General features: G+C 63.9%; 18 protein-coding genes. 9 read left to right on the top strand and 9 right to left on the bottom strand.

What is annotated here, in order from left to right; genetic code table 11:
- Positions 1–334 precede the first annotated feature (334 nt).
- Positions 335–2,032 carry a long-chain-fatty-acid--CoA ligase FadD1 gene (gene fadD1, locus RAC97_RS11670; protein WP_375099437.1) on the top strand — a complete coding sequence of 566 codons (1,698 nt, stop codon included), beginning with the start codon at positions 335–337 and terminating at the stop codon, positions 2,030–2,032.
- 85 nt (positions 2,033–2,117) lie between these two features.
- Here fadD1 and RAC97_RS11665 read toward each other — a convergent pair whose 3' ends face one another.
- Together RAC97_RS11665 and RAC97_RS11660 are read right to left on the bottom strand one after the other, a co-directional pair.
- Positions 2,118–3,425: an NAD(P)/FAD-dependent oxidoreductase gene (locus RAC97_RS11665; RefSeq protein WP_375099436.1), complete on the bottom strand. Its 1,308-nt coding sequence runs from the start codon at positions 3,423–3,425 to the stop codon at positions 2,118–2,120.
- 29 nt (positions 3,426–3,454) lie between these two features.
- The gene (locus RAC97_RS11660) at positions 3,455–4,819 is read right to left on the bottom strand and encodes a glutamine synthetase family protein (RefSeq protein ID WP_375099435.1); all 1,365 of its coding nucleotides are present in this window, start codon (positions 4,817–4,819) and stop codon (positions 3,455–3,457) included.
- A gap of 527 nt (positions 4,820–5,346) precedes the next feature.
- On the opposite strand from RAC97_RS11660, the gene hrpA reads away from it, so the two are divergent.
- Positions 5,347–9,252, top strand: coding sequence for an ATP-dependent RNA helicase HrpA (gene hrpA, locus RAC97_RS11655; protein WP_375099434.1), 3,906 nt, complete (start codon positions 5,347–5,349; stop codon positions 9,250–9,252).
- A gap of 164 nt (positions 9,253–9,416) precedes the next feature.
- Positions 9,417–10,538, top strand: a complete 1,122-nt coding sequence (locus RAC97_RS11650; RefSeq protein ID WP_375099433.1) for a beta-ketoacyl-ACP synthase III — start codon at positions 9,417–9,419, stop codon at positions 10,536–10,538.
- Between the two features lie 171 nt (positions 10,539–10,709).
- Here RAC97_RS11650 and RAC97_RS11645 read toward each other — a convergent pair whose 3' ends face one another.
- On the bottom strand, positions 10,710–11,954 hold the full coding sequence (locus RAC97_RS11645) for a putative porin (protein WP_375099432.1): 1,245 nt from the start codon (positions 11,952–11,954) through the stop codon (positions 10,710–10,712).
- A gap of 250 nt (positions 11,955–12,204) precedes the next feature.
- On the opposite strand from RAC97_RS11645, the gene RAC97_RS11640 reads away from it, so the two are divergent.
- Positions 12,205–13,332 carry a GNAT family N-acetyltransferase gene (locus RAC97_RS11640; RefSeq protein ID WP_375099431.1) on the top strand — a complete coding sequence of 376 codons (1,128 nt, stop codon included), beginning with the start codon at positions 12,205–12,207 and terminating at the stop codon, positions 13,330–13,332.
- An 86-nt stretch (positions 13,333–13,418) separates the two neighbouring features.
- On the opposite strand, the gene RAC97_RS11635 is transcribed toward RAC97_RS11640, so the two are convergent.
- The 4 genes from RAC97_RS11635 to RAC97_RS11620 are packed head-to-tail and all read right to left on the bottom strand — an operon-like array spanning position 13,419 to position 17,609.
- Positions 13,419–15,251 (bottom strand): ABC transporter ATP-binding protein, encoded by a 1,833-nt coding sequence (locus tag RAC97_RS11635; protein WP_375099430.1) that lies wholly within the window; start codon positions 15,249–15,251, stop codon positions 13,419–13,421.
- A 57-nt stretch (positions 15,252–15,308) separates the two neighbouring features.
- Entirely contained in the window at positions 15,309–15,866 is a 558-nt protein-coding gene (locus RAC97_RS11630) for a peptidylprolyl isomerase (protein ID WP_375099429.1), read from the bottom strand.
- On the bottom strand, positions 15,860–16,672 hold the full coding sequence (locus RAC97_RS11625; RefSeq protein WP_375099428.1) for an alpha/beta fold hydrolase: 813 nt from the start codon (positions 16,670–16,672) through the stop codon (positions 15,860–15,862). Before RAC97_RS11625 ends, RAC97_RS11630 begins: the two co-directional genes overlap by 7 nt.
- A gap of 13 nt (positions 16,673–16,685) precedes the next feature.
- Positions 16,686–17,609 carry a LysR family transcriptional regulator gene (locus RAC97_RS11620; RefSeq protein ID WP_375099427.1) on the bottom strand — a complete coding sequence of 308 codons (924 nt, stop codon included), beginning with the start codon at positions 17,607–17,609 and terminating at the stop codon, positions 16,686–16,688.
- Between the two features lie 48 nt (positions 17,610–17,657).
- Here RAC97_RS11620 and RAC97_RS11615 point away from each other — a divergent pair, with 48 nt between their 5' ends.
- Positions 17,658–17,972 carry a 3-phosphoglycerate kinase gene (locus RAC97_RS11615; protein ID WP_375099426.1) on the top strand — a complete coding sequence of 105 codons (315 nt, stop codon included), beginning with the start codon at positions 17,658–17,660 and terminating at the stop codon, positions 17,970–17,972.
- A gap of 112 nt (positions 17,973–18,084) precedes the next feature.
- Positions 18,085–18,684, top strand: coding sequence for an FMN-dependent NADH-azoreductase (locus RAC97_RS11610; RefSeq protein WP_375099425.1), 600 nt, complete (start codon positions 18,085–18,087; stop codon positions 18,682–18,684).
- Positions 18,685–18,763: 79 nt separating this feature from the next.
- Here RAC97_RS11610 and RAC97_RS11605 read toward each other — a convergent pair whose 3' ends face one another.
- The gene (locus tag RAC97_RS11605) at positions 18,764–19,645 is read right to left on the bottom strand and encodes a LysR family transcriptional regulator (RefSeq protein ID WP_375099424.1); all 882 of its coding nucleotides are present in this window, start codon (positions 19,643–19,645) and stop codon (positions 18,764–18,766) included.
- A 166-nt stretch (positions 19,646–19,811) separates the two neighbouring features.
- Here RAC97_RS11605 and RAC97_RS11600 point away from each other — a divergent pair, with 166 nt between their 5' ends.
- From RAC97_RS11600 to RAC97_RS11590, 3 genes are all read left to right on the top strand, one after another.
- Positions 19,812–20,201 carry a tautomerase family protein gene (locus tag RAC97_RS11600; RefSeq protein WP_375099423.1) on the top strand — a complete coding sequence of 130 codons (390 nt, stop codon included), beginning with the start codon at positions 19,812–19,814 and terminating at the stop codon, positions 20,199–20,201.
- Positions 20,202–20,222: 21 nt separating this feature from the next.
- Entirely contained in the window at positions 20,223–21,269 is a 1,047-nt protein-coding gene (locus RAC97_RS11595; RefSeq protein ID WP_375099422.1) for an NAD(P)H-dependent flavin oxidoreductase, read from the top strand.
- 112 nt (positions 21,270–21,381) lie between these two features.
- A complete protein-coding gene (locus tag RAC97_RS11590) occupies positions 21,382–22,254 on the top strand; it encodes a carboxylate/amino acid/amine transporter (protein WP_375099421.1) in 873 nt (290 codons plus the stop codon).
- A 22-nt stretch (positions 22,255–22,276) separates the two neighbouring features.
- Here RAC97_RS11590 and RAC97_RS11585 read toward each other — a convergent pair whose 3' ends face one another.
- Positions 22,277–23,578 (bottom strand): mechanosensitive ion channel family protein, encoded by a 1,302-nt coding sequence (locus RAC97_RS11585; RefSeq protein WP_375099420.1) that lies wholly within the window; start codon positions 23,576–23,578, stop codon positions 22,277–22,279.
- Positions 23,579–23,587 lie beyond the last annotated feature (9 nt).

Genomic DNA, 23,587 nt, shown 5'->3' with positions numbered 1-23,587 from the left:
CCCTGTAGGAGCGGGCTTGCCCGCGAACACCGGCAACGCCCGTGCCTGGTTCGCGGACAGCCCGCTCCTACAGTTTTTGTGGCGCCCTCTACTACGAGGTTTTCAGCCCGATTTGCGACATTTTGGTTAAATACTCTAAAAATGACCAATATAATTCTTTGAGTCATTTTAGTGACCGATCAGGGCTGCTCAGGCCTCTAGGCGACCTTTGGCAAAGCTGTTACTCTCGGCGCGCTTTCAGGTGATACGGTTTGCAATGGACCGAGTCATCCCATATCAATAATAAACGCATCGACGCGTAACGAATTCGCTGTTGCTAAAGGAGTGGGCTTCCATGATCGAACATTTTTGGAAGGATAAATACCCAGCCGGAATTACGGCGGAAATCAATCCTGACGAATTCCCCAATATCCAGACCGTACTGAAGCAATCCTGCCAACGCTTTGCCGACAAGCCGGCCTTCAGCAACCTGGGCAAGACCCTCACCTATGGCGAGCTGTATGCATTGTCCGGGGCGTTCGCTGCCTGGCTGCAACAGCATACCGACTTGAAGCCCGGCGACCGCATCGCCGTGCAACTGCCTAATGTACTGCAATACCCCGTCGCCGTGTTCGGTGCCATGCGCGCTGGCTTGATCGTGGTCAATACCAACCCGCTCTACACGGCGCGCGAACTGGAGCACCAGTTCAACGATTCCGGCGCCAAGGCCCTGGTGTGCCTGGCCAACATGGCGCACCTGGCCGAGAAGGTGGTGCCCAAAACCCAGGTCAAGCATGTCATCGTCACCGAGGTGGCCGACCTGCTGCCGCCGCTCAAGCGCGTGCTGGTCAACAGCGTCATCAAGTACGTGAAGAAAATGGTCCCGGCCTACAACCTGCCCAAGGCCGTGCGCTTCAACGACACGCTGACCCTGGGCAAGGGCCAGCCGGTCACCGAGGCCAACCCGAAGCCCAATGACGTGGCCGTGCTGCAATACACCGGCGGCACCACCGGCGTTGCCAAGGGCGCGATGCTGACCCACCGCAACCTGGTGGCCAACATGCTGCAATGCCGTGCGCTGATGGGCTCGAACCTCAAGGAAGGTTGCGAGATCCTCATCACACCGTTGCCGCTTTACCACATCTATGCCTTCACCTTCCATTGCATGGCGATGATGCTGATCGGCAACCACAACGTGCTCATCAGCAACCCCCGCGACCTGCCTGCGATGGTCAAGGAGCTGGGCAAGTGGAAGTTCACCGGCTTTGTCGGGCTGAACACCTTGTTCGTCGCGCTGTGCAACAACGATGCGTTCCGCGCCCTGGATTTCTCCTCGTTGAAGATCACCCTGTCCGGCGGCATGGCCCTGCAACTGAGCGTGGCCGAGCGCTGGAAGACCGTGACCGGTTGCTCCATCTGCGAAGGCTACGGCATGACCGAGACCAGCCCGGTGGCCACGGTCAACCCATCCGAGGCCAACCAGATCGGCACCATCGGCATTCCGGTGCCGTCCACCCTGTGCAAGATCATCGACGACAACGGCCAGGAGCTGGCGCTGGGCGAAGTGGGCGAGCTGTGCGTCAAGGGCCCGCAGGTGATGAAGGGCTACTGGCAGCGCGAGGAGGCCACCGCCGAGATCCTCGATGGCGAGGGCTGGCTGAAGACCGGCGATATCGCCTTGATCCAGCCGGACGGCTACATGCGCATCGTCGACCGCAAGAAGGACATGATCCTGGTCTCGGGCTTCAACGTGTACCCCAACGAGCTCGAGGACGTGCTGGCCTCCCTGCCGGGCGTACTGCAATGCGCGGCCATCGGCGTGCCGGACGAGAAGTCGGGCGAAGTGATCAAGGTGTTCATCGTGGCCAAGCCGGGCACCACCTTGACCAAGGAGCAGGTGATGGAGCACATGCGTGCCAATGTCACCGGCTACAAGGTGCCGCGCTTCATCGAGTTCCGCGATGCGCTGCCGACCACCAACGTTGGCAAGATCCTGCGTCGCGAACTGCGTGACGAAGAGATGAAGAAGCAGGGCCTGAAGAAGATCGCCTGATAGACCGCAGCGCATGTTCGCGGGCAAGCCCGCTCCTACAACCAGACCTGTAGGAGCGGGCTTGCTCGCGAATGGGCCGGCGAAATCAGCGCAGTTTCTCGAGCATCTGGTAATACCACATCCCCGCCGCCAACAGCGGATTTCCCAGCAGGTCTCCCATCGGCACCTTGATGTGCTTGCACGCGGCGAAGGTGTCGAACTTCTCCAGCGTGCCCGTCAACGCCTCGGCCATGATCTCGCCCATGATGTGGCTGGTGGCCACGCCATGACCCGAATAGCCCTGGCAGTACCAGACGTTGTCTGAGAGCTTGCCCAACTGCGGGATGCGGTTGACCACGATGCCCATGGCGCAGCTCCACTGGAATTCGATCGGCACGCCCTGGAGGGCTGGGAAGGTGCGTTCGATGCAGGGGCGCAGTTCCGCTTCGATATCCCGCGAATCACGTCCTGAATAATTGGCGCCACCGCCGAACAGCAGGCGTTTGTCGGCGGTCAGGCGGTAGTAGTCGAGCACGAAGCGGCAGTCGTACACGGCCAGGTCCTGCGGGTTGATCTGCTCGGCCAGCTCGCCCAGCGGCGCGGTGGTGACGATGCCGCCCATCGCCGGGAAGATCTTGCCCTTGAGCTGGGGCTTTTCCAGCTTGTGGTACACATCGCCGGCCAGCATCACCTGGCGCGCCTCGATCCGCCCCTGGGCGGTGACCACCGCGGGGCGCGGTCCATGGACGATCTCCAATACCTCGGAATTTTCAAAGATCAATGCGCCCATGCCACGCGCCGCGCGGGCTTCGCCCAAACACAGGTTGAGCGGATGCAGGTGCAGGTTGCGGCGGTTCTTCAGCGCGCCGATGTACAGCGGGCTTTGCAGGTGGTGGGCGACGGCGTCGCGGTCGAGCAGCTCGACCTGCTCGCCCATGCCGCGGCGCTGGGCCTCGGCTTCGAAGGCGCGCAGCTCATCCATGTGCGAAGGTTTCATGGCCGTGTGCAAATGGCCGCGTTTGAGATCGCACTGGATGCCATAGCGCTCCACGCGCTGTTCGATGATCTGGTGCCCGCGCCAGCGCAGGTGCCAGATGAAGTCGTCCACCTCGCTGCCCAGGCGTGCGCGCATCTGGCTGCGCATGGCCTCGTCGCCCGACAGGCTGCCGGTGACCTGCCCGCCATTACGCCCGCTGGCGCCCCAGCCGATGCGGTTGGTCTCGACGATGGCGACCTTCAGGCCGCGTTCGGCCAGCTCCACTGCGGTGGCCACGCCGGTGAAGCCGCCGCCGATGATGGCCACATCGACTTGCTCGATGCCCTTGAGGGTGGGGTATTCGGTGTGGTCGTTGAGGGTGGCGCTGTAGTAGGACGGCGCGCGCTGGGCCGGTCCGTTGTTCGATGCTGCGTTCATGCAGGTTTCCTTCATTGCAATAGGGGGGGCTAGGCCTGGTGCAGGTACCAACGCCAGTCCTGCTCGCTGACCTCTGCCATGAACTGGCGGTACTCGGCGCGTTTGACCTTCAGGTAAACGTCCAGGAACGCCGCGCCCAGGGCTTCGCGCGCCCAGGCGGAGCGCTCCAGGGCGTCCAGGGCGGTGAGCCAGTCGGTGGGCAGGTGCTCGGTGGCCTGGGCATAGCCGTTGCCCTGCACCGGCGCGCCGGGGTCCAGTTGCCCGCGCAGCCCCGCGTGGGTGGCGGCGAGGATGGCGGCGGCGGCCAGGTAGGGGTTGGCGTCGGCGCCGCAGATGCGGTGTTCGATGTGCCGACTGTTGGCCGGGCCGCCCGGCACGCGCAGGCTCACGGTGCGGTTGTCGACGCCCCAGGTGGGCGCCAGCGGTGCGTAGCTGTTGGCCTGGAAGCGGCGGAACGAGTTGGCGTTGGGGCAGAACAGCAATAGCGAGTCGCGCAAGTGGCGCAGCATGCCTGCCACCGCCTGACGCAGCAGCGGGGTGCCGGCCGGGTCTTGGCTGGCGAACAGGTTGTTGCCTTCGGCATCGGCCAGGCTCAGGTGCATGTGCATGCCGGTGCCAGCAAGGTTGGCGAACGGCTTGGCCATGAAGCAGGCCTGCATGCCGTGGGCGTGGGCGATGCCCTTGACCAGGCGTTTGTAGCGCACCGCCTGGTCCATGGCGCTGAGTGCGTCGCCGTGTTCGAGGGTGATTTCCACCTGGCCGGGGGCGTACTCCGAGATGGCCGTGCGCGCGGGAATGCCCTGGGCCTTGCAGGCGGCGTAGAGGTCGGCCAGGAACGGCTCGATCTGCTCCAGCTCGCGCAGCCCGTACACCTGCGTGGTGCGTGGGCGCCCGCCGTCGTTGTCCAGCGCAGGCTGTGGTCGGCCCTGGGCATCGCGTTGCTGGTCGAGCAAGTAGAACTCCAGCTCGCAGGCCATGACCGGGTGGTAACCGTCGGCCTTGAGCGCCTCGATGGTACGCAGCAGCACATGGCGCGGGTCGGCGACGCTGGCCGGCAGGCCGTCGCTGGGGTGCATGCTGACCTGCACCGCAGCGGTCGGCACGCGGCGCCAGGGCAGGCGCACCAGGCTGCCTTCGAGGGGGTAGGCGCGGCAGTCGATATCGCCCACGTCCCAGACCAGGCCGGAGTTCTCCACATCGTCGCCGTTAAGGGTCAGGCCGAGGATGGTGCTGGGCAGTGGCCGGCCGCTGTCGTACACGGCGAGCAGTTCGTCGCGGTGCAGCAGCTTGCCGCGTGGCACCCCGTTGGCGTCGAGGATGAACAGCTCGAACAGCTCGATATCGGGGTTGTCGGCCAGGAAGCGTCGGGCTTGCTCGGGGTTGGCAAAGTGCATGATGGGTTCGCTCGCGCCCCTTTTCGCCAGGGGCATGCAGGACCACCGCAGGTTGTGCGGTGCGTCGGACGGGTTTCAGGCAGCCGGGCGGGCTGCGGTTGACGTCAGTGCGAAACGAGCGAGGTATCCGGTGGGCGCGCGTGGCGGCAGTGCCACAAGGCCCAGAAGGCGAGGATGATGTGGACCAACGGGTTTTCACCAGCGCGAGCCCTGGCCTTCGGCTGGGAAGGGCGGGGTAGGGCGTGGGGGGCTGTCGGGTCGGGAATCATGCTTTGGATACTCACATGCCGGGTAAGGTTGATTAAAGCAGCGAATGGCGATGTTCAGTTCGCGGTTGGCTAAACATTTGCGGCGTTTGCTTCGCGGGTAAACCCGCTCCCACAGGTATTGCGCTGTCCTCAAGAACAGCGATAACCCAGTGGGAGCGGGTTTACCCGCGAAGAGGCCGGCAAAATCTGCGACAATCCCACCCCTTGCCAATGCCGATCATGAAAAAGCAGGCTCACCTGCACTATTTAAAAAGCCCCATGACAGACCACGCCATCGACCAGCTGCTGAACAACCTCGACCACGCCATGATCGCCGACCGCCACCGCCTGCGCCGGCAGTTGCACGAACTGCGCAAGCGACCCGACGAAGCCAGGCTGGCGCAGTGGGTGGAAAAGGCCCAGGCCTCCTTCGCCCAAGTACAGGCACGCCAGCAGAGCGTGCCGACCATTCGCTACGACGACAGCCTGCCGATCGCGGCCAAGCGCGACGAGATCAAGAAGGCCCTGGCCGAGCATCAGGTGCTGGTAATCGCCGGCGAAACCGGTTCGGGCAAGACCACCCAGTTGCCGAAGATCTGCCTTGAGCTGGGCCGTGGCAGCCATGGCCTGATCGCCCACACCCAGCCGCGGCGTATCGCCGCGCGCAGCGTGGCGACGCGGGTTGCCGAGGAACTGGGCACGCCGCTGGGGGCGCTGGTCGGCTACCAGGTGCGCTTCGAGGACCAGAGCGATTCGAACACCCTGGTCAAGCTGATGACCGACGGTATCCTGCTGGCCGAGACCCAGCACGACCGCTTTCTCGAGCGCTACGACACGATCATCGTCGACGAAGCCCACGAGCGCAGCCTGAACATCGATTTTCTGCTCGGTTACCTCAAGACCCTGCTGCACCGCCGTCCCGATCTCAAGCTGATCATCACCTCCGCGACCATCGACCTGGAGCGCTTCTCCAAGCATTTCGACAACGCGCCGATCATCGAGGTGTCCGGCCGCACCTACCCGGTGGAAACCTGGTACCGCCCGCTGACCAGCGAGCAGGACGAGGAGGGCAATCGGATCGAGGACGACCTGACCGTCGACCAGGCGATCCTCGCCACCCTGGACGAGATCGCCCAGCACGAACGCAGCGCCGGCAAGGGGCCGGGCGATGTACTGGTGTTCCTGCCCGGCGAGCGCGAGATTCGCGACGCGGCGGAGATCCTGCGCAAGGCGCAACTGCGTCACACCGAGGTACTGCCGCTCTACGCACGCCTGACCCCGACCGAGCAGCAGAAGATCTTCCAGTCCCACAGCGGCAGACGCGTGGTGCTGGCCACCAACGTCGCGGAGACCTCGCTGACCGTGCCGGGCATCCGCTACGTGATCGACAGCGGCACTGCGCGCATCAGTCGCTACAGCTACCGCGCCAAGGTCCAGCGCTTGCCCATCGAGGCGGTGTCCCAGGCCAGCGCCAACCAGCGTAAAGGCCGTTGCGGCCGGGTCGAGCCGGGCATTTGCATCCGCCTTTACAGCGAGGAAGACTTCAACAGCCGACCGGCTTTCACCGACCCTGAGATCCTGCGTACCAACCTGGCGGCGGTGATCTTGCAGATGCTGCACCTGCGCCTGGGCGCCATTGACGCTTTCCCGTTCATCGAGCCGCCGGATGGCAAGGCCATCAGCGATGGCTTCAACTTGTTGCAGGAGCTGTCGGCGGTCAACCGCGAGAACCAGCTGACCCCGCTCGGTCGCCAACTGGCGCGCCTGCCGATCGACCCACGCCTGGGCCGCATGCTGCTCGAAGGCGCACGCCAGGGCAGCCTGCAAGAGGTGCTGATCGTCGCCAGTGCGTTGTCGGTGCAGGATCCCCGCGAGCGGCCGCCAGAGCGCCAGCAGGCCGCCGACCAGGCCCATGCCCAGTGGAAGGACGTCGATTCCGACTTCGCCGCGCTGGTCAATTTGTGGCGCGGTTTCGAAGAACAACGCCAGGCGCTCACCGCCAACCCGCTGCGCACCTGGTGCCGCAAGAATTTCCTAAGTTACATGCGCCTGCGCGAGTGGCGCGATGCGCACCGCCAGCTGGCGCTGATCTGTCGCGATCTGCAACTGGCGGTGAACAAGGACGCCTCGGATTACCCGCGCGTGCACAAGGCGATCCTGAGCGGACTGCTCAGTCAGATCGGCCACAAGACCGAGGAAGGCGATTACCAGAGCGCGCGCCAGCGGCGGTTCTGGGTGCACCCATCTTCCGGCCTCGGTCGCAAGCGCCCGCAGTGGTTGATGGCCGCGGAACTGGTGGAGACCACCAAGCTGTATGCGCGCATGGTGGCCAAGATCGAGCCCGACTGGATCGAGCCGCTGGCCACGCACCTGATCAAGAAGAACCACTTCGAACCGCATTGGGAGAAGAAGCGCGGCCAGGTGGTGGCCTACGAGCAGATCACCCTGTACGGGTTGATTCTGGTGGGCCGTCGCCCGGTGCACTTCGGCCCCATCGACCCAGTGGTGTCGCGCGAGCTGTTCATCCGCGAGGGCCTGGTGGGGGGCGAAATCCAGTCCAAGGCCAAGTGCCTGGCGGCCAACAAGCGTCTGCTGGAGCAGCTCGATGAGCTGGAGGCCAAGGCGCGCCGACGCGACATCCTGGCCGACGAGGAAACCCTCTACGCGTTCTACGAAGCGCGTCTGCCGGCGGAAATCCATCAGGCCGCGACCTTCGACAGCTGGTACCGCCAGACCTGCCAGAAGGACGCCAACCTGCTGATCATGCGCGAGGAAGACGTACTGGCTCGCGAAGCCAGCGAAGTTACCGCCGCACAGTACCCCGACCACCTGCAAGTAGGCGAGCTGCGCTTGTCGCTGAGCTACCACTTCGAGCCCAACCACCCCCGTGACGGCGTCACGGTGCGAGTACCCGCGCCGCTGCTGCCGAACCTGCCGGGCGAGCGCCTGGAGTGGCTGGTGCCGGGCCTGCTGGAGGCCAAGTGCGTGGCGCTGGTACGCAACCTGCCCAAGGCCTTGCGCAAGAACTTCGTGCCCGTGCCGGACTTCGTCAAGGCCGCACTTTCGCGCATGAGCTTCGGTCAGGGCGCCTTGCCCCAGGCCTTGGGCCAGGAGCTGCTGCGCATGACCGGCGCGCGAGTGTCCGATGAGGCGTGGGCGGAGGCGTCCGGGCTGGTCGAAGGGCACCTGCGAATGAACATCGAAGTGGTCGACGGCCAGGGAAAATTCCTCGGCGAAGGCCGCGACCTTGCCGAGCTGACCGCGCGTTTCGCCGCCGCCAGCCAGGCCGCCCTGGCCTTGCCGCGCAACGAAAAGGCCGAGCAGCCGGTGCAGGCCAAGGCCTTTTCGCAAGTGGCGCAGACCGCCCAGCAGAAGATCGCCGGGCTGTCGATGACGGTCTACCCGGCGCTGGTCGAAGACAACGGCACGGTGCGCGAAGGGCGCTTCTCGACCCAGGCCGAGGCCGAGTTCCAGCACCGTCGCGCCTTGCAGCGCCTGTTGCTGCAACAACTGGCCGAGCCCGCCAAGTATCTGCGCGGCAAGCTACCGGGGTTGACCGAGCTGGGCCTGCTGTACCGCGAGCTGGGCCGGGTCGAGTCGCTGGTCGAGGACATCCTGCTGGCCAGCCTGGACAGCTGCGTGCTCGAAGGCGAGACGCACATGCCGCGCGATGGCGCGACCCTGGCCTCGCTGGCCGAACGCAAGCGTGGCAGTTGGGCCGAGCATGCCGAGCGCCTTGCCCGTCAGACCCTCGAGGTGCTCAAGCTGTGGCACGGCCTGCAAAAGCGCTTCAAGGGCAAGATCGACCTCAGCCAGGCGGTGGCGCTGAACGACATCAAGCAGCAGTTGGGCAACCTGGTGTACCCAGGCTTCGTGCGCGAGACCCCGGGCGCGTGGTTCAGGGAACTGCCGCGCTACCTCAAGGCCATCGAGCTGCGCCTGGAAAAACTCGGCGCGCAGGTCCAGAAGGACCGGGTCTGGAGTGGCGAGCTGGGTAACCTTTGGACGCAATACAAGACGCGCGCCGAGAAGCACGCCCAGGAAGGCAAGCGTGATGAGCAGTTGACGCTCTACCGTTGGTTGCTCGAGGAATATCGCGTGTCGCTGTTCGCCCAGCAGTTGGGCACCAAGGTGGCGGTTTCCGATAAAAGGCTGAGCAAACAGTGGGCCCAGGTAGAGGGTTAAACCTGCCGATTTGTGGCACACTTGCGAAATTTTCGGGCCGCTTTGCGGCCCTGTGAACACGGGCGCAGCCCCGCGCATTGCGATTTCAAATTGGCACGAAGGTGCCATTAATCTGCCCCGGCCTACCGCCCGACAGGCGTTGGCCACGAACCAGAGGAACGACCGTGCATAACGTCGTGATCAGCGGCACCGGCCTTTACACCCCGGCCCAGAGCATTTCCAACGAAGAACTGGTGGCCTCGTTCAATACTTGGGCGACCCAGTTCAACCAGGACAACGCTGACGCCATCGAGCGTGGAGAGGTCGAAGCCGCACCGCTGTCCGATGCCGCCTTCATCGAGAAAGCCTCGGGCATCAAGAGCCGCTTCGTCATGGACAAGGCCGGCATCCTCGACCCGCAGCGCATGAAGCCGAACCTGCCGGAGCGCTCCAATGACGAGCAGTCGATCCTCTGTGAAATGGCCGTGGCTGCCGCCCGCCAGGCCCTCGAGCGCGCCGGCCGTACGGCGGCCGATGTCGATGGCGTGATCGTCGCCTGCTCCAACCTGCAACGCCCCTACCCGGCTGTCGCCATCGAAGTGCAGCAGGCGCTCGGCATCCAGGGTTTCGGCTTCGACATGAACGTGGCCTGCTCCTCGGCCACCTTCGGTATCCAGAATGCCGCCAACAGCATTCAGCTCGGCCAAGCCCGCGCTATCCTGATGGTCAACCCGGAAATCTGCACCGGTCACCTGAACTTCCGTGATCGCGACAGCCATTTCATCTTTGGCGATGCCGCCACAGCCGTATTGCTGGAGCGCGCCGACCAAGCCACCTCCAAGCACCAGTTCGAGGTTGTCAGCACCAAGCTGCTGACCGCGTTCTCCAACAACATCCGCAATAACTTCGGCTTCCTCAACCGCGCGGCGGAAGAGGGCGAGGGTGCACGTGACAAGCTGTTCGTGCAGGAAGGCCGCAAGGTGTTCAAGGAAGTCTGCCCGATGGTCGCCGAGCTGATCGGCAAGCATCTGGCCGAGAACGAACTGCAACCTTCGGACGTCAAGCGCTTCTGGTTGCACCAGGCCAACCTGAGCATGAACCAGTTGATCGTCAAGAAGTTGATGGGGCGTGAAGTGGCCAAGGAAGACGCGCCGGTGATCCTCGATCGCTATGCCAACACAAGCTCTGCCGGGTCGGTGATCGCGTTCCACCTGTACCAGGACGACCTGGCCGAAGGTTCGGTGGCGGTGCTGAGCTCGTTCGGAGCGGGGTATTCGATTGGCAGCGTGATTCTGCGCAAGGTCTGATATCGGCGGCGGCCTCTTTGCGGGCAACTCCGCTCCTACAGGTTCGATGGAATACCTGTCGGAGCGGAGTTGCCCGCAAAGAGGCCGCCGCATTTGTAGCAGGCAAAAAAAGCGGGAAGTGCCCGATGGGGTCGGCACTTCCCGCTGAGTGAAGCAAAGGCGCTTGACGCGTTAGAACTTGGCTTCCAGGTCGACTTGCAGGGTATCTACGTCGGCATTGGTGTTCGGCGTCTGCGAGAAGTCGGTCTTGGCCATCAGGTAGGCCGCGCCCAGGGAGAAGTTCTTGTCGATTTCATAACCGACCTTGAACTTGTGCCCACGCGAGCCGGTGAAGCCGTTACCGAAGTCCGAGTCGGTGAAGGCGCTGACTACCGCGTTACGCTGTACGTCGCGGTAGTTGTAGTCCAGGCTCCAGGCGCCGACCTTGGTTTTCAGGCCAGCCAACCAGGCTTGGTCGCGGTCGTCGGTGCTCTCGGTGTTCTTGACGTACTGGCCATAAGCCGACAGCGGGATGGCGAAGCCAGTGAAGTCGATCTGACCGAAGCCTTCCACCAGGTTGAACTCGTTGGTGGTGTTGCCGAACGCACGCAGTGCGGTCGCTTCCTTGTCGTTGTCGTAGGCGTAGATGCTACCGCCGACGGTGACCTTGACGGTGTCGGCCGCGTTGAACTTGGCGCCCAACTGGCCGTGGTACAGCTGGGTGTCATGCTTGAACTGCACGCCGTCGCCGTCGACGTTGTCGTCGAGGGTGTAGTGACCGGCGCTACCGAACAGTTCGGCGCCGCCCAGGTCGGTCTTGTAGGTGACGGCCACGCCTTCTGGGTTCAGGTCGCTGTCCCAGATGATGTCGCCCATGCTCACCCAGGGCTGTGGCATCTTGCCGCCGATCAGGTGCAGGTTGGGTACGGCGGTCGGGTGCCAGTCGAGGTAGGCCAGGTCGACCCACAGCGATTTCTTCTCGAAGTAGTTGTCCAGGCTCTGGTTGGTCGAGCGGCCATCGGCGCCGCTGCCGGTGGCGATGCGAACGCCAGCGTCGACCTGCGGGTTGATCTGGCTGTAGAAGCCAACGCGAGCACGCACACGCTCGCGGTCCTGGTTGCCGCTGCCGCTACGTGGGTTGTCGACGTTTACGTCTTCGTAACGCAGGCGCACATCACCCTTGACCTGGGTCTTGGCGGCCCAGGCCACTTTCTGTTCGAACGAGCTCATGCGCTCGGACTGTGCCTTCAAGTCGGCCTTTTCCTTGGTTTCCTTTGCCAGATCGGCTTGCAGCTCGGTGTACTGCGCCTGGTTGATCGAGCCATTGGCGCGGAGGATTTCGAGCAGCTTGGCGTCGACAGCAGCACTGGCTGGAGTACTCAGAGCCAGCATCATGCCGGTGAGGCTTACTCCAGTAAGTGTAGAAACAAGACGCATAAGGTTCTCCCTGTTGGAAAAAATGGGGAGGCTTTTGCGCCCACCCCCAAGTTGGCATGTCTTCGGAAAACGCCTGGCTAGACAGGTTCTGGGGTTCCGGAAAACAGGCGCAAGTATTGCGAGGGGCAATGACAGAACGATGTCTATTTAGTGGCACTGTGATTAATACTTTTGTTCTTCGCTGCACTCGATTTGAGTGTCGCGGTGTACATCCGGGATACTGGCAACCTCTTCGCAGCGAGTTGATATCGTGATCAGCCTGTACAGCCTCGCCCACCTGCGTGACCTGCCGGCGACCACCTGGGACGCCTTGGTACCGGATGGCCAGCCCTTCCTGCGCCATGCCTTCCTCAGTGCCCTGGAAGACAGCGGCAGTGTCGTGCCTGACACCGGCTGGGCCGCCGAGCACCTGGTGCTGGAGCGTGACGGGCAGGTGCGTGCGCTACTGCCGGCCTACCGCAAATGGCATTCGTTCGGTGAGTACGTGTTCGACCATGGCTGGGCCGATGCCTGTGAGCGCGCGGGCATTGCCTACTACCCCAAGCTGCTCGGCGCGGTGCCATTCAGCCCGGTGAGCGGGCCGCGTCTGCTGGCCGAAAACGCCGAGGACGGCCTGCTGTTGTTGCAAGCCATCCCCGAATACCTGGTCAAGGGCGGGCTGTCCGGGGCGCATATCAACTTCACCGACAGTGCCCTGGATGAGCGGATCGCCGGGCTGGCGGGCTGGATGGAGCGGCTCGGCTGCCAGTACCACTGGCGCAACCCGGGCTATCGCGACTTCCAGGATTTCCTCGACACCTTGAGTTCGCGCAAGCGCAAGCAGATGCGCAAGGAGCGCGAGCAGGTGGCCGGGCAGGGCATCGACTTCCAGTGGCTGCGTGGCGACGAGCTGGACGAGGCGCGCTGGGACTTCATCTACCTGTGCTACGCCAATACCTACGCCGTGCGTCGCCGCGCCCCGTACCTGACCCGAGCGTTTTTCAGCCTGCTGGCCGAGCGCATGCCCGAGGCTGTAAGGGTGGTGGTGGCGCGCCAGGGCGGGCGTGACGTGGCCATGGCCTTGAGCCTGGTGGGTGGCGACAGTCTGTATGGCCGCTACTGGGGCTGCCTGGACGAATTCGACCGGCTGCATTTCGAGACCTGCTTCTACCAGGGCATGGACTTCGCCATCGCCGCCGGGTTGCAGCGCTTCGATGCCGGTGCCCAGGGCGAGCACAAGTTGATACGCGGTTTCGAACCGGTGCTGACGCGGTCGTGGCACTACCTGCTGCATCCGGGGCTCAAGCGCGCGGTGGATGAATTCCTGGCCGAGGAGCGGGAAGGGGTTCGCGAATATGCCGAGCAGGCGCGAGGGATGTTGCCGTATCGGCGAGATTGAGACGGGAGAACAAGCCCACTCCTACCGGTTATGCGCTGAACCTGTAGAAGCGGGCTGGCCCGCGGAGGGCCGCAAAGCGGCGCTACTCAGTCGACGCCGACGAACCCACCGGTCTGGTGATGCCACAACCGCGCATACAGGCCGCGCTGGGCCAACAGTTCCGTGTGGCTGCCGGTCTCGACGATATGGCCTTTGTCCAGCACCACCAGGCGGTCCATGCGTGCAATGGTGGAAAGCCGGTGGGCGATGGCGATCACGGTCTTGCCCTGCATCAGGGTTTCCAGGCTCTCCTGGATTGCCGCCTCGACCTCCGAGTCCAGCGCCGAGGTGGCTTCGTCCATGATCAGGATCGGCGCGTTCTTCAGCAGTACCCGGGCAATGGCGATGCGCTGGCGTTGCCCGCCGGAGAGCTTGACCCCGCGCTCACCCACGTGCGCGTCGAAGCCGGTGCGGCCCTGGGCATCGGAAAGCTGGGGGATGAACTCGTCGGCCTTGGCCCGGCGCACCGCATCCCAGATCTCCTCGTCGCTGGCATTAGGCCGGCCATAGCGCAGGTTGTCGCGGATCGAGCGGTGCAGCAGGGAGGTGTCCTGGGTGATCATGCCGATCTGCGCGCGCAGGCTGGCCTGGTTGACCGTGGCGATATCCTGGCCGTCGATGGCGATGCGTCCACCGTCGATGTCGTACAAGCGCAGCAGCAGGTTGACCAGGGTCGACTTGCCCGCGCCGGACGGGCCGATCAGGCCGATCTTCTCGCCAGGGCGGATGTCCAGGTTCAGCGCCTCGATGACCTTGCGACCCTTGCCATAGTGGAAGTCCACGTTGTCGAAGCGCACCGCGCCGCGGCTGACCTTGAGCGCCGGGGCGTTGGGCCGGTCTTTTACGGAGACTGGCTGGGCGATAGTCTCGAGGCCGTCCTGGACCATGCCGATGTTCTCGAAGATGCCGTTGACCACCCACATGATCCAGCCGGACATGTTGACGATACGAATCACCAGGCCTGTGGCCAGGGCGATGGCGCCGACCGTGATCAGCGACTGGCTCCACAGCCATAGCGCCAGGCCCGTGGTGGTGACCACCAGCAGGCCGTTGAGGGTGGTGATGACCACGTCCATGCTGGTGACCACGCGGGCGGCCAGCTGGGTTTTCTCGGTTTGTTCGCGGATTGCCTCGCGGGCGTATTGCTGCTCGTAGTCGGTATGGGAGAACAGCTTGAGCGTGGCGATGTTGGTGTAGCCGTCGACAATGCGCCCCATCAGCTTGGAGCGGGCATCGGAAGAGATCACCGAGCGCTCCTTGACCCTGGGCACGAAGTACCACAGCGAAGCGATGTAGCAGGCGATCCAGGCCAGCAGCGGCAGCATCAGGCGCCAGTCGGCCTCGGCGAACAGCACCAGCGCGCTGACCGCGTAGATCAGCACGTGCCACAGCGCGTCCACTGCCTGCACCGCCGAGTCGCGCAACGAGTTGCCGGTCTGCATGATGCGCTGGGCGATGCGCCCGGCGAAGTCGTTCTGGAAGAAGTTCAGGCTCTGCTTGAGCACGTAGGTGTGGTTCTGCCAGCGGATCATGCTGGTCATGCCGGGATTGATGGTCTGGTGCACCAGCAGGTCGTGCAGGCCGAAGAACACCGGGCGCAACAACAGCACCACTACCAGCATCCAGATCAGCTCGCCGCTGTGGTCGCTGAAGAAGTTGGCGTTCGGCGTGCCCTGGGCCAGGTCGATGATGCGGCTCAGGTAGCTGAACATGGCGACCTCGATGATCGAGGCCACCAGGCCTACCAGCAGCAGGGCAAGAAAGCTCGGCCACACCTGGCGCAGGTAATAGAGGTAGAACGGCAGCACCTTGCCCGGCGGCGACTCGCTGGGCGCCTCGCGGAAGATGTCGATCAACTGCTCGAAACGACGGTACAGCATGGAAACTCCTGTCGGGCCCGACTGGCGGGAGGTGTCACGTCCTTGTGAGACCCGCGATCAGTCGATGCGTTTGGCTGACTTGATGTAGACCGGGTCGGCCGGCACATCGCGCATGCCTTTTTTGACGGTGGTGGGCGAGTTGACGATCTGGTCGACCACCTCCATGCCCTTGGTGACCTTGCCGAACACCGCGTAGCCACGGTCGCGGCCTGGGTTGAGGAAATCGTTGTCGGCCACGTTGATGAAGAACTGGCTGGTGGCCGAGTTCGGATCGGAGGTACGGGCCATGGCCAGGGTACCGCGGGTGTTCTGCAGGCCGTTGCTGGCTTCGTTGCGAATCGGGTCGCGGGTGGACTTCTGCACCATCTGGTCGGTAAAGCCGCCGCCCTGTGCCATGAAGCCCGGGATCACGCGGTGGAAGATGGTGTTGTTGTAGAAGCCTGCGTCGACGTACGCGAGGAAGTTCTTGGTGCTGAGCGGAGCTTTTTCGGCATTGAGCTCGATTTCCACCTGGCCGAAGCTGGTGTCCAGCAGCACGTGAGGGGTCTTGTCCGACGCCATGACGCTGGTGGCGAAGGCGACCGAGCAGGCGGTGAGCAGGAGTTTTTTCAGCATGGGCTCAAAGATCCTTGAGAGGTGGAGGCTGCGGCGAGGAACTGCAGCAGGGTCTGGTTGAAGACCTCGGGTTGGTCAAGGGGCGTAGCGTGCCGGGAATCTTCGATCACCGCCAGCCTTGCCTGGGGAATCATTGCCACGTACCGCTCCTTCAACTGTATCGGGGTGTAATCGTGGTCGGCAGCGATCACCAGGGTAGGACAGGCGATCTGCCTGATGCGTTCCTGCACGCCCCAGTCGACGATGGCATCGAAGCTTTTCAGGTAGGCGCGCTTGTCATTGCGCGCCCAGCGCTCGGCCATCTTGCGCCGCAGCTCATGCTGCTCGGGCTTGGGGAACAGGCGCTCGGCCAGGCCCTTGCCAACGGTCTCGACGCTGAGAATGCGCGCCAGGCCCCAGCGCTTGGCCCACCATATCCAGTCGGCGCGGGTGCGGCGCTTGACCTCCGGGGCGCTGTTGACGATGCACAGGCTGCGCACCCAGCGCGGGTGGTCGACGGCGAACTGAAAGCCAACCATGCCGCCCATGGACAGCCCGGTGAAGTGCACCGGCCCGGTGTTCAGATGCTCGAGCAAGGCCAGCAGGTCTTCGCTGAAGGTCTTGATGCGGTAGCCTGAGCGCGGCTTGGACGATTGCCCATGGCCGCGGATGTCCATGAGGATGACCCGGTAGCGCTGGCTCAGCTCGGGTACCTGCATTTCCCAGTCCTGGCTACTCGAGCCCAGGCCATGCAGCAACACCAGGGGTTCGCCCTGGCCATGTTCCTCGTAATGCAAACGGCATCCGTCGTGTTCGAAACAGGCCATGGGCGCGGTCCTCTCAAGCTTGCGGGGGGGCTGCGAAGGGCACGTCCAGCGGCGCGGTGTCGAAGTTGCGCAGCAGTTCGATAAGAATCTGCGTGGCCGGGCCCAAGGTCTTTTCCTTGCTCGAATAAAGGTAGAACAGTGGATGGCGGCTGCCACCCTGGTCGAGCGGCAGCGGCTTGAGCACGCCTTCGCGCAGCTCGCGCTCGATCATGTGCCGGGGCAGCCAGGCAAAGCCCAGGCCGCTGCCGACGAAGGTGACGGCTGTGCCCAGGCTGCCCACGGTCCAGCGCTGTTCGGCGCCGAGCCAGCCAACGTCGCGTGGCTGCGCGCGGCCCGAGTCGCGGATCACCACCTGCAGCTGGCTTTCCAGGTCCTGGAAGGTGATTTCGCGGCCCAGGCGATGCAGGCCGTGCTCAGGGTGGGCGACGGCGACGAACTCCACCGCGCTGAGTTCGGTGCCCAGGTAGCCGGGGATGTTGAAGCTGCTGATGGCAAGGTCGGCGATACCTTCGTGCAGCACTTCCTCGACCCCCGACAACACCTCTTCACGCAACCGCACCCGGCAGCCGCGGCTTTGCGGCATGAAGGCGCTCAGGGCACGTACCAGGCGGGCGCTGGGGTAGGCGGCATCGACCACCAGGCGTACCTCGGCTTCCCAGCCTTGCTCCATGTGGTGGGCCAGGTCTTCCAGCTGGCTGGCCTGCTTGACCAGGTGCCGGGAGCGGCGCAGCAGCACGCTGCCCGCTTCGGTCAGCACCGCCTTGCGCCCGTCGATGCGCAGCAGCGGCACGCCCAGTTGCTCCTGCATGCGCGCCACGGTATAGCTCACCGAGGATTGCGAGCGGTGCATGGCCTCGGCGGCCTGGGCGAAACCGCCGTGGTCGACCACCGCCTGCAGGGTCCGCCACTGGTCCAGGGTCACGCGCGGCGCTTTCATCTTCGGCTCCTGTTGTCCTAAGCTGCGCTCTCACAAGGAGAGCGCCAAATGAAGAAATGTTGTGCGGTATTGCTGATGTTCCTGCCCTTGAGCGCCATGGCCTACCCCATCGATGTGGAGAAGGACATCGAAGGGGTCAAGCTCGACTACACCGCCTACGATACGGCCTACGACATCGGTTCGATCACCCTGAACAACTATGGGCAGGTTGCCGCCGCGTGCAAGGTGACCATGCGCAATGGCCCCGAGGCACCGCGCGTGCGTCGGGTCAATGTGCCCGCTGGCAAGAGCGTGGATGTGACCGCCAAGTTCAATCGGCAGATCATCAAGCTGCGCATTGCCTTGAGCTGCAAACCGGAATAAAACAATTTAATCGATAGATTGAAGCGACTTTTTACGCTTTTTTATCGATAGGTCAAGCCTTAATCTCACCTCCATCGAATCGCAACCCTTTATTGCCGATGGAGGCACCCCCATGTCCCGCGTACTGATCGTCGAAAGCAGCGCCCGCCAGCAGGATTCCGTATCCCGTCAGCTGACACGCGACTTCATCCAGCAATGGCAGGCCGCCCACCCGAGCGACCCGATCACCGTACGCGATCTGGCCGTGACTCCGGTGCCGCACCTGGATGCCAACCTGCTCGGTGGCTGGATGAAACCTGAGGATCAGCGTAGCGCCGCCGAGGCCGAGGCACTGGTTCGCTCCAACGAGCTGACGGAAGAATTGCTGGCCGCCGATGTGCTGGTAATGGCCGCGCCGATGTACAACTTCGCCATCCCCAGCACCCTCAAGGCCTGGCTGGACCACGTGCTGCGTGCGGGCATCACCTTCAAGTACACCCCCACCGGCCCGCAGGGGCTGCTGGTCGGCAAGCGCGCCATCGTGCTGACCGCCCGTGGCGGCATTCATGCCGGCGCCAGCAGCGATCATCAGGAACCCTACCTGCGTCAGGTCATGGCCTTTATCGGCATCCACGATGTGGACTTCATCCACGCCGAAGGCCTGAACATGAGCGGCGACTTCCATGAGAAGGGCCTGAACCAGGCCAAGGCGAAGCTGGCGGCAGTGGCGTAATCCGAATTCCCAACCCTGACACCTGTTGCTCCTTAGGTGTACCTGCCCGGCCAATGGTGGCTGGGCTTTTTTTTGCCTGTCAGCCAGTCGCTGCAGCTTTCTGCTGCGCGAGCGCGACGAAGGCATTCATGGCCGAGGTTGGCGTTGCATCGGCGCGGCGGATGAATACCGTGGAAATATGGGCGAACTCGGCCGGCAGCGCATGGCAACGAAGCGACTCGCGCACGCTGCAGTTCTGCACCACCGACTTGGGCAGCAGAGTCACCCCCATGCCGGCGGCCACGCAGGTGAGGATGCCATCGAGCGTACCCAGCTCCATGATCTGGTTGGGCACCACGCCCACCCGATAGAACCAGTTCTCCAGCGTGGAGCGATAGAAGCAGCCGGTGCGAAACACCAGCACGGTCTGGGATGGCATCTTGGCCATCAACGCCTGCAGCGAGTTGAACTGGTCGCTGCTGACCAGCATCAGCTCTTCGTTGAACATTTCTTGCTGGGCGAGCGTGGCGTTCTGGTGGAAGCCTCCCACGAATGCCCCGTCGATGCGGTGGCTCTCGATAGCCTTGATCAGCTCGGCGGTGGTGCCGGTAAGCAGTGACAGTTGCACATCGGGGTGCCGTTCGCGGTAATGGGTAAGAATCTTCGGCAGGCGGATGGCCGCGGTGGTTTCCATGGAACCCAGGCGCAAGGGGCCTGTGGGGACGCCGGTGTCCAGCAGGGCGCTGCGGCTTTCCTCGGTCAGTTGCAGGATGCGCCTGGCATAGCCGAGAAAGGTCTCGCCCGCCGCAGTAAGCGTGACGCCGGTTTTCCTGCGGATGAACAGCTCCCGTTGCAGCTCGGCCTCGAGCTCCTTGATACGCATGGTCACGTTGGACTGTACGGTGTTTATCTTCGCCGCAGCGGCGGTGAAGCTGCCGCACTCGGCCACGGCGCAGAAGATCTTCAACTGACGCATTTCCATGGGCTGCCTACCTATCACTATTTGTGATTCATGGGATATCTAATCATCATTTTACGTGGGTGTTTTTTGGCGCGTAAAGTTGCGTCGGGCACTCGCCCGATAGCCGATCAACCAGAGCCTGGCTGTTCGCAGGGATGTGCGCACCCGCTCGACAAGGTCAACAGACATGCCGTTGTTGAAGTTCGATGTGATCCAAGGCCGCGACGAGCGGCAATTGCAGCAACTGCTCGATGCTGCCCACCAGGCCATGGTAGAGGCGTTTCGCGTACCCGAAAGCGACCGCTATCAATGCGTTACCCAGCACAAGGCCGGCGAGCTGGTGCTGTGCGACACTGGGCTCGGTTACCGGCGCTCGCACGATGTGGTGCTGTTGACGGTGGTTTCGCGCAAGCGCAGTACCGATGAAAAGGTGGCGTTCTATCATCTGTTGGCCGAGAAGCTGCAATTCGCCTGCGGGCTGCATGCCGACGACCTGATCGTGTCCATGGTGGAAAACGGCGATGCCGACTGGTCGTTTGGCCGGGGGCGGGCGCAATTCCTCACGGGCGAGCTTTAGTGGACTGTTGCGGAGCAAAGCATGAGCGATGAACTGCTGGAACTGTTGGGTATCAGGCTTCCGATCATCCAGGCACCTATGGTCGGGGTGTCGACGCCGGCCCTGGCCGCGGCGGTTTCCAATGCCGGCGCCCTCGGCTCCATTGGTATCGGCGCAAGTTCGGTGGAGCAGGCGCGGACCCTGATCCGTGAGACCTTCGCCCTTACGCGTCGGCCGTTCAACGTCAACGTGTTCTGCCACCGGCCTGCGCTGCGCGACGAGCAGCGCGAGGCGGCCTGGCTCGACGCGTTGGCGCCGTATTTCGCCGAGTTCGGGGCGCAACCGCCGCAGACCCTGAAGGAAATCTACCCGTCCTTCGTCGAGGTCCCGGCCATGTTGCAGATGCTGCTGGAAGAAAAGCCGGCAGTGGTGAGCTTTCATTTCGGCCTGCCGCCGCAGCCGTTCGTCGATGCCCTGAAGGCCGCCGGCATCGTGCTGCTGTGCTGCGTGACGACCCTGGCCGAGGCCGAGCTTGCGCAGCGTGCCGGTGTGCATGCGCTGGTGGCGCAAGGCTACGAGGCCGGCGGGCACCGAGGGGTGTTCGAGCCCGATGCAGACACCTGCATGGGGACACTGGCCTTGGTGCGGGTGCTCAAGCAGCACTGCAAGCTGCCGATCATCGCGGCGGGCGGGATCATGGACGGCGCGGGTATTGCGAGCGTGCTGGGCCTGGGAGCCGCCGCCGCGCAGATGGGCACCGCGTTCATCCTGTGCCCGGAATCGGCGGCCAATGCGGCCTTCCGCGAAGCGCTGCACGGCCCGCGTGCGCACCATACCCAGGTGACCAGCGCCATTTCCGGCAGGCCCGCGCGAGGCATGGTCAATCGCAACTTCAGCCTGCCGGCCCTGGCCTTGCCGGACTACCCCTATACCTACGACGCCAACAAGGCCCTCACCGCCGCTGCCAGCGCCCAGGGCAACAGCGACTTCGCCGTGCAATGGGCCGGGCAGGGCGCGCCGTTGGCCCGCGCGATGCCTGCCGCGCAACTGGTCGAAGTGCTGGCACGGGAGATCGACTGGAAAGCTTGATTGTCAGCAGCAAAGCCCGCTTCTACAGGGACTGCGCGCGAACCAGACGCCGCAGTTGCCCTGGCACCCCGCAACCCGCTAAGGTCGCCGCCTTGATTTTCGAGAGGCAACCATGGGCTACCTGATTATCGTCGCGCTGATCCAGGCGTTTTCCTTCAGCTTGATCGGCGAATACCTGGCCGGTCATGTCGACAGCTATTTCGCGGTGCTGGCGCGGGTCGTGCTGGCCGGGCTGGTGTTCCTCCCGCTGACCCGCTGGCGCCAGGTCGAGCCGCGCTTCATGCGCTCGATGCTGCTGATCGGAGCGCTGCAATACGGCATCACCTATGTCTGCCTGTACCTGAGCTTCCGCGTGCTGACGGTGCCGGAGGTGCTGCTGTTCACCATCCTCACGCCGCTGCACGTGACCCTGATCGAGGATGCCCTGAACCGGCGCTTCAACCCTTGGGCGCTGCTGGCAGCGCTGGTGGCGGTGGCCGGAGCGGCGGTGATTCGTTTCGACAGCATCAGTGGCGACTTCTTCATTGGCTTCCTGTTGCTGCAACTGGCCAACTTCACCTACGCCGCCGGCCAGGTGCTGTATCGCCACCTGGTCGCCCGTCACCCCAGCGACCTGCCGCACTACAAGCGTTTCGGCTATTTCTACCTGGGCGCGCTGATCGTGGTGCTGCCGGCGTTCCTGCTGTTCGGCAATACCCAGCATTTGCCGAGCACCGATGTGCAGTGGCTGGTGTTGCTGTTCCTGGGCCTGTGCCCGACCGCGCTGGGCCTGTACTGGTGGAACAAGGGCGCGTGCATGGTGCCGGGTGCGACGCTTGCGGTGATGAACAACCTGCATGTGCCGGTGGGGCTGTTGCTGAACCTGATGATCTGGAACCAGGACGAGCCGCTGGGGCGGTTGCTATTGGGCGGGACGGTGATTCTCGCCTCGGTGTGGATGAGCCGCCTGGGAACCCAGCGGGCGGTGCAGCCCGGAAACGCCTGACGGCTGCATCGACACGCCGGTTTCAGGCTTCGTTCATCGCCTGTGCAGGGTGTGGCACAGCATCTGCGGCGCTACGCCCCGCCAACCCCAGGCGCATGTCATTGCCGCTCGGCTGCTGGTACAGGCTCAGGCCAAATTCCGGCAGCACCGCCAGCAGATAGTCGAAGATATCGCCCTGGATACGCTCGTACTCGGCCCACACCGTGGTGTTGGTGAAGCAGTAGATCTCCAGCGGCACGCCCTCGGCGGTGGTCTGCATCTGCCTCACCATGCAGGTCATGCCCTGTTGCACATGCGGATGCTGCTTGAGGTAGGCCAGGGCAAAGGCGCGGAAGGTGCCGATGTTGGTCAGCTTGCGGCGGTTGGCCGAAAGCTCTGCCACCGGCCCCAGGGACTCGTTCCAGTGCATCAGTTCCTGGCGCTTCTGGGCCAGGTAGTCGGTCAGCAGGCTCACCTGGCTCAGGCGCTGTTCTTCCTCGCGGGTGAGGAAACGGATGCCGGCGGCATCGATGAACAGGCTGCGCTTGATGCGGCGCCCGCCGGACTGCTGCATGCCGCGCCAGTTGCGGAACGACTCGCTCATCAGGCGCCAGGTAGGGATGGAAACGATGGTCTTGTCGAAGTTCTGCACCTTGACCGTGTGCAGGGTGATGTCCACCACATCGCCGTCCGCGCCAACCTGGGGCATCTCGATCCAGTCGCCTACATGCAGCATGTCGTTGCTGGTCAGTTGCACGCTGGCGACGAACGACAGCAGGGTGTCCTTGTACACCAACAGCAGCACCGCCGACATCGCGCCAAGGCCCGACAGCAGCAACAACGGCGAGCGGTCGATCAGGGTGGCGACGATGACGATCGCGCTGAATACCCACAGCACCATCTTGGCCAATTGCACATAGCCCTTGATCGAGCGGGTGCGGGCGTGTTCGGTGCGGGCGTAGATGTCCAGCAGGGCGTCGAGCAGGCACGACACCGCCAGGGTCATGAACAGCAGGGTGAAGGCCAGGGCGACGTTGCCGAGGAAGTGCTGGGCGTTGTCGGACAGCTCCGGCACCAGGCGCAGGCCGAATTGGATCACCAGGGACGGCGTGGTTTGCGCCAGGCGTTGCAGCACCTTGTTGTGGCGCAGGTCGTCCAGCCAGCGCAGCGCCGGTTGCCGGGCCAGCAGGCGCGAGCCATGCATCACCAGCAGACGCGCCAGGCGCCCGACCAGCAGGGAAACCAGCAGCAGGACCGCCAGGCCCAGGGCTGCGTGGAGCAAAGGATGTTGGTCGAGGGTGCCCCAGAGGTCCAGGGAGTCGTGCCAGAGTCGTTGGATATCCATGTGAAACCA

The organism is Pseudomonas sp. LS_2, assembly GCF_042709235.1.
In the GTDB taxonomy this organism is placed as follows: domain Bacteria; phylum Pseudomonadota; class Gammaproteobacteria; order Pseudomonadales; family Pseudomonadaceae; genus Aquipseudomonas.
This window is presented reverse-complemented; position numbering and strand designations above follow the sequence as displayed.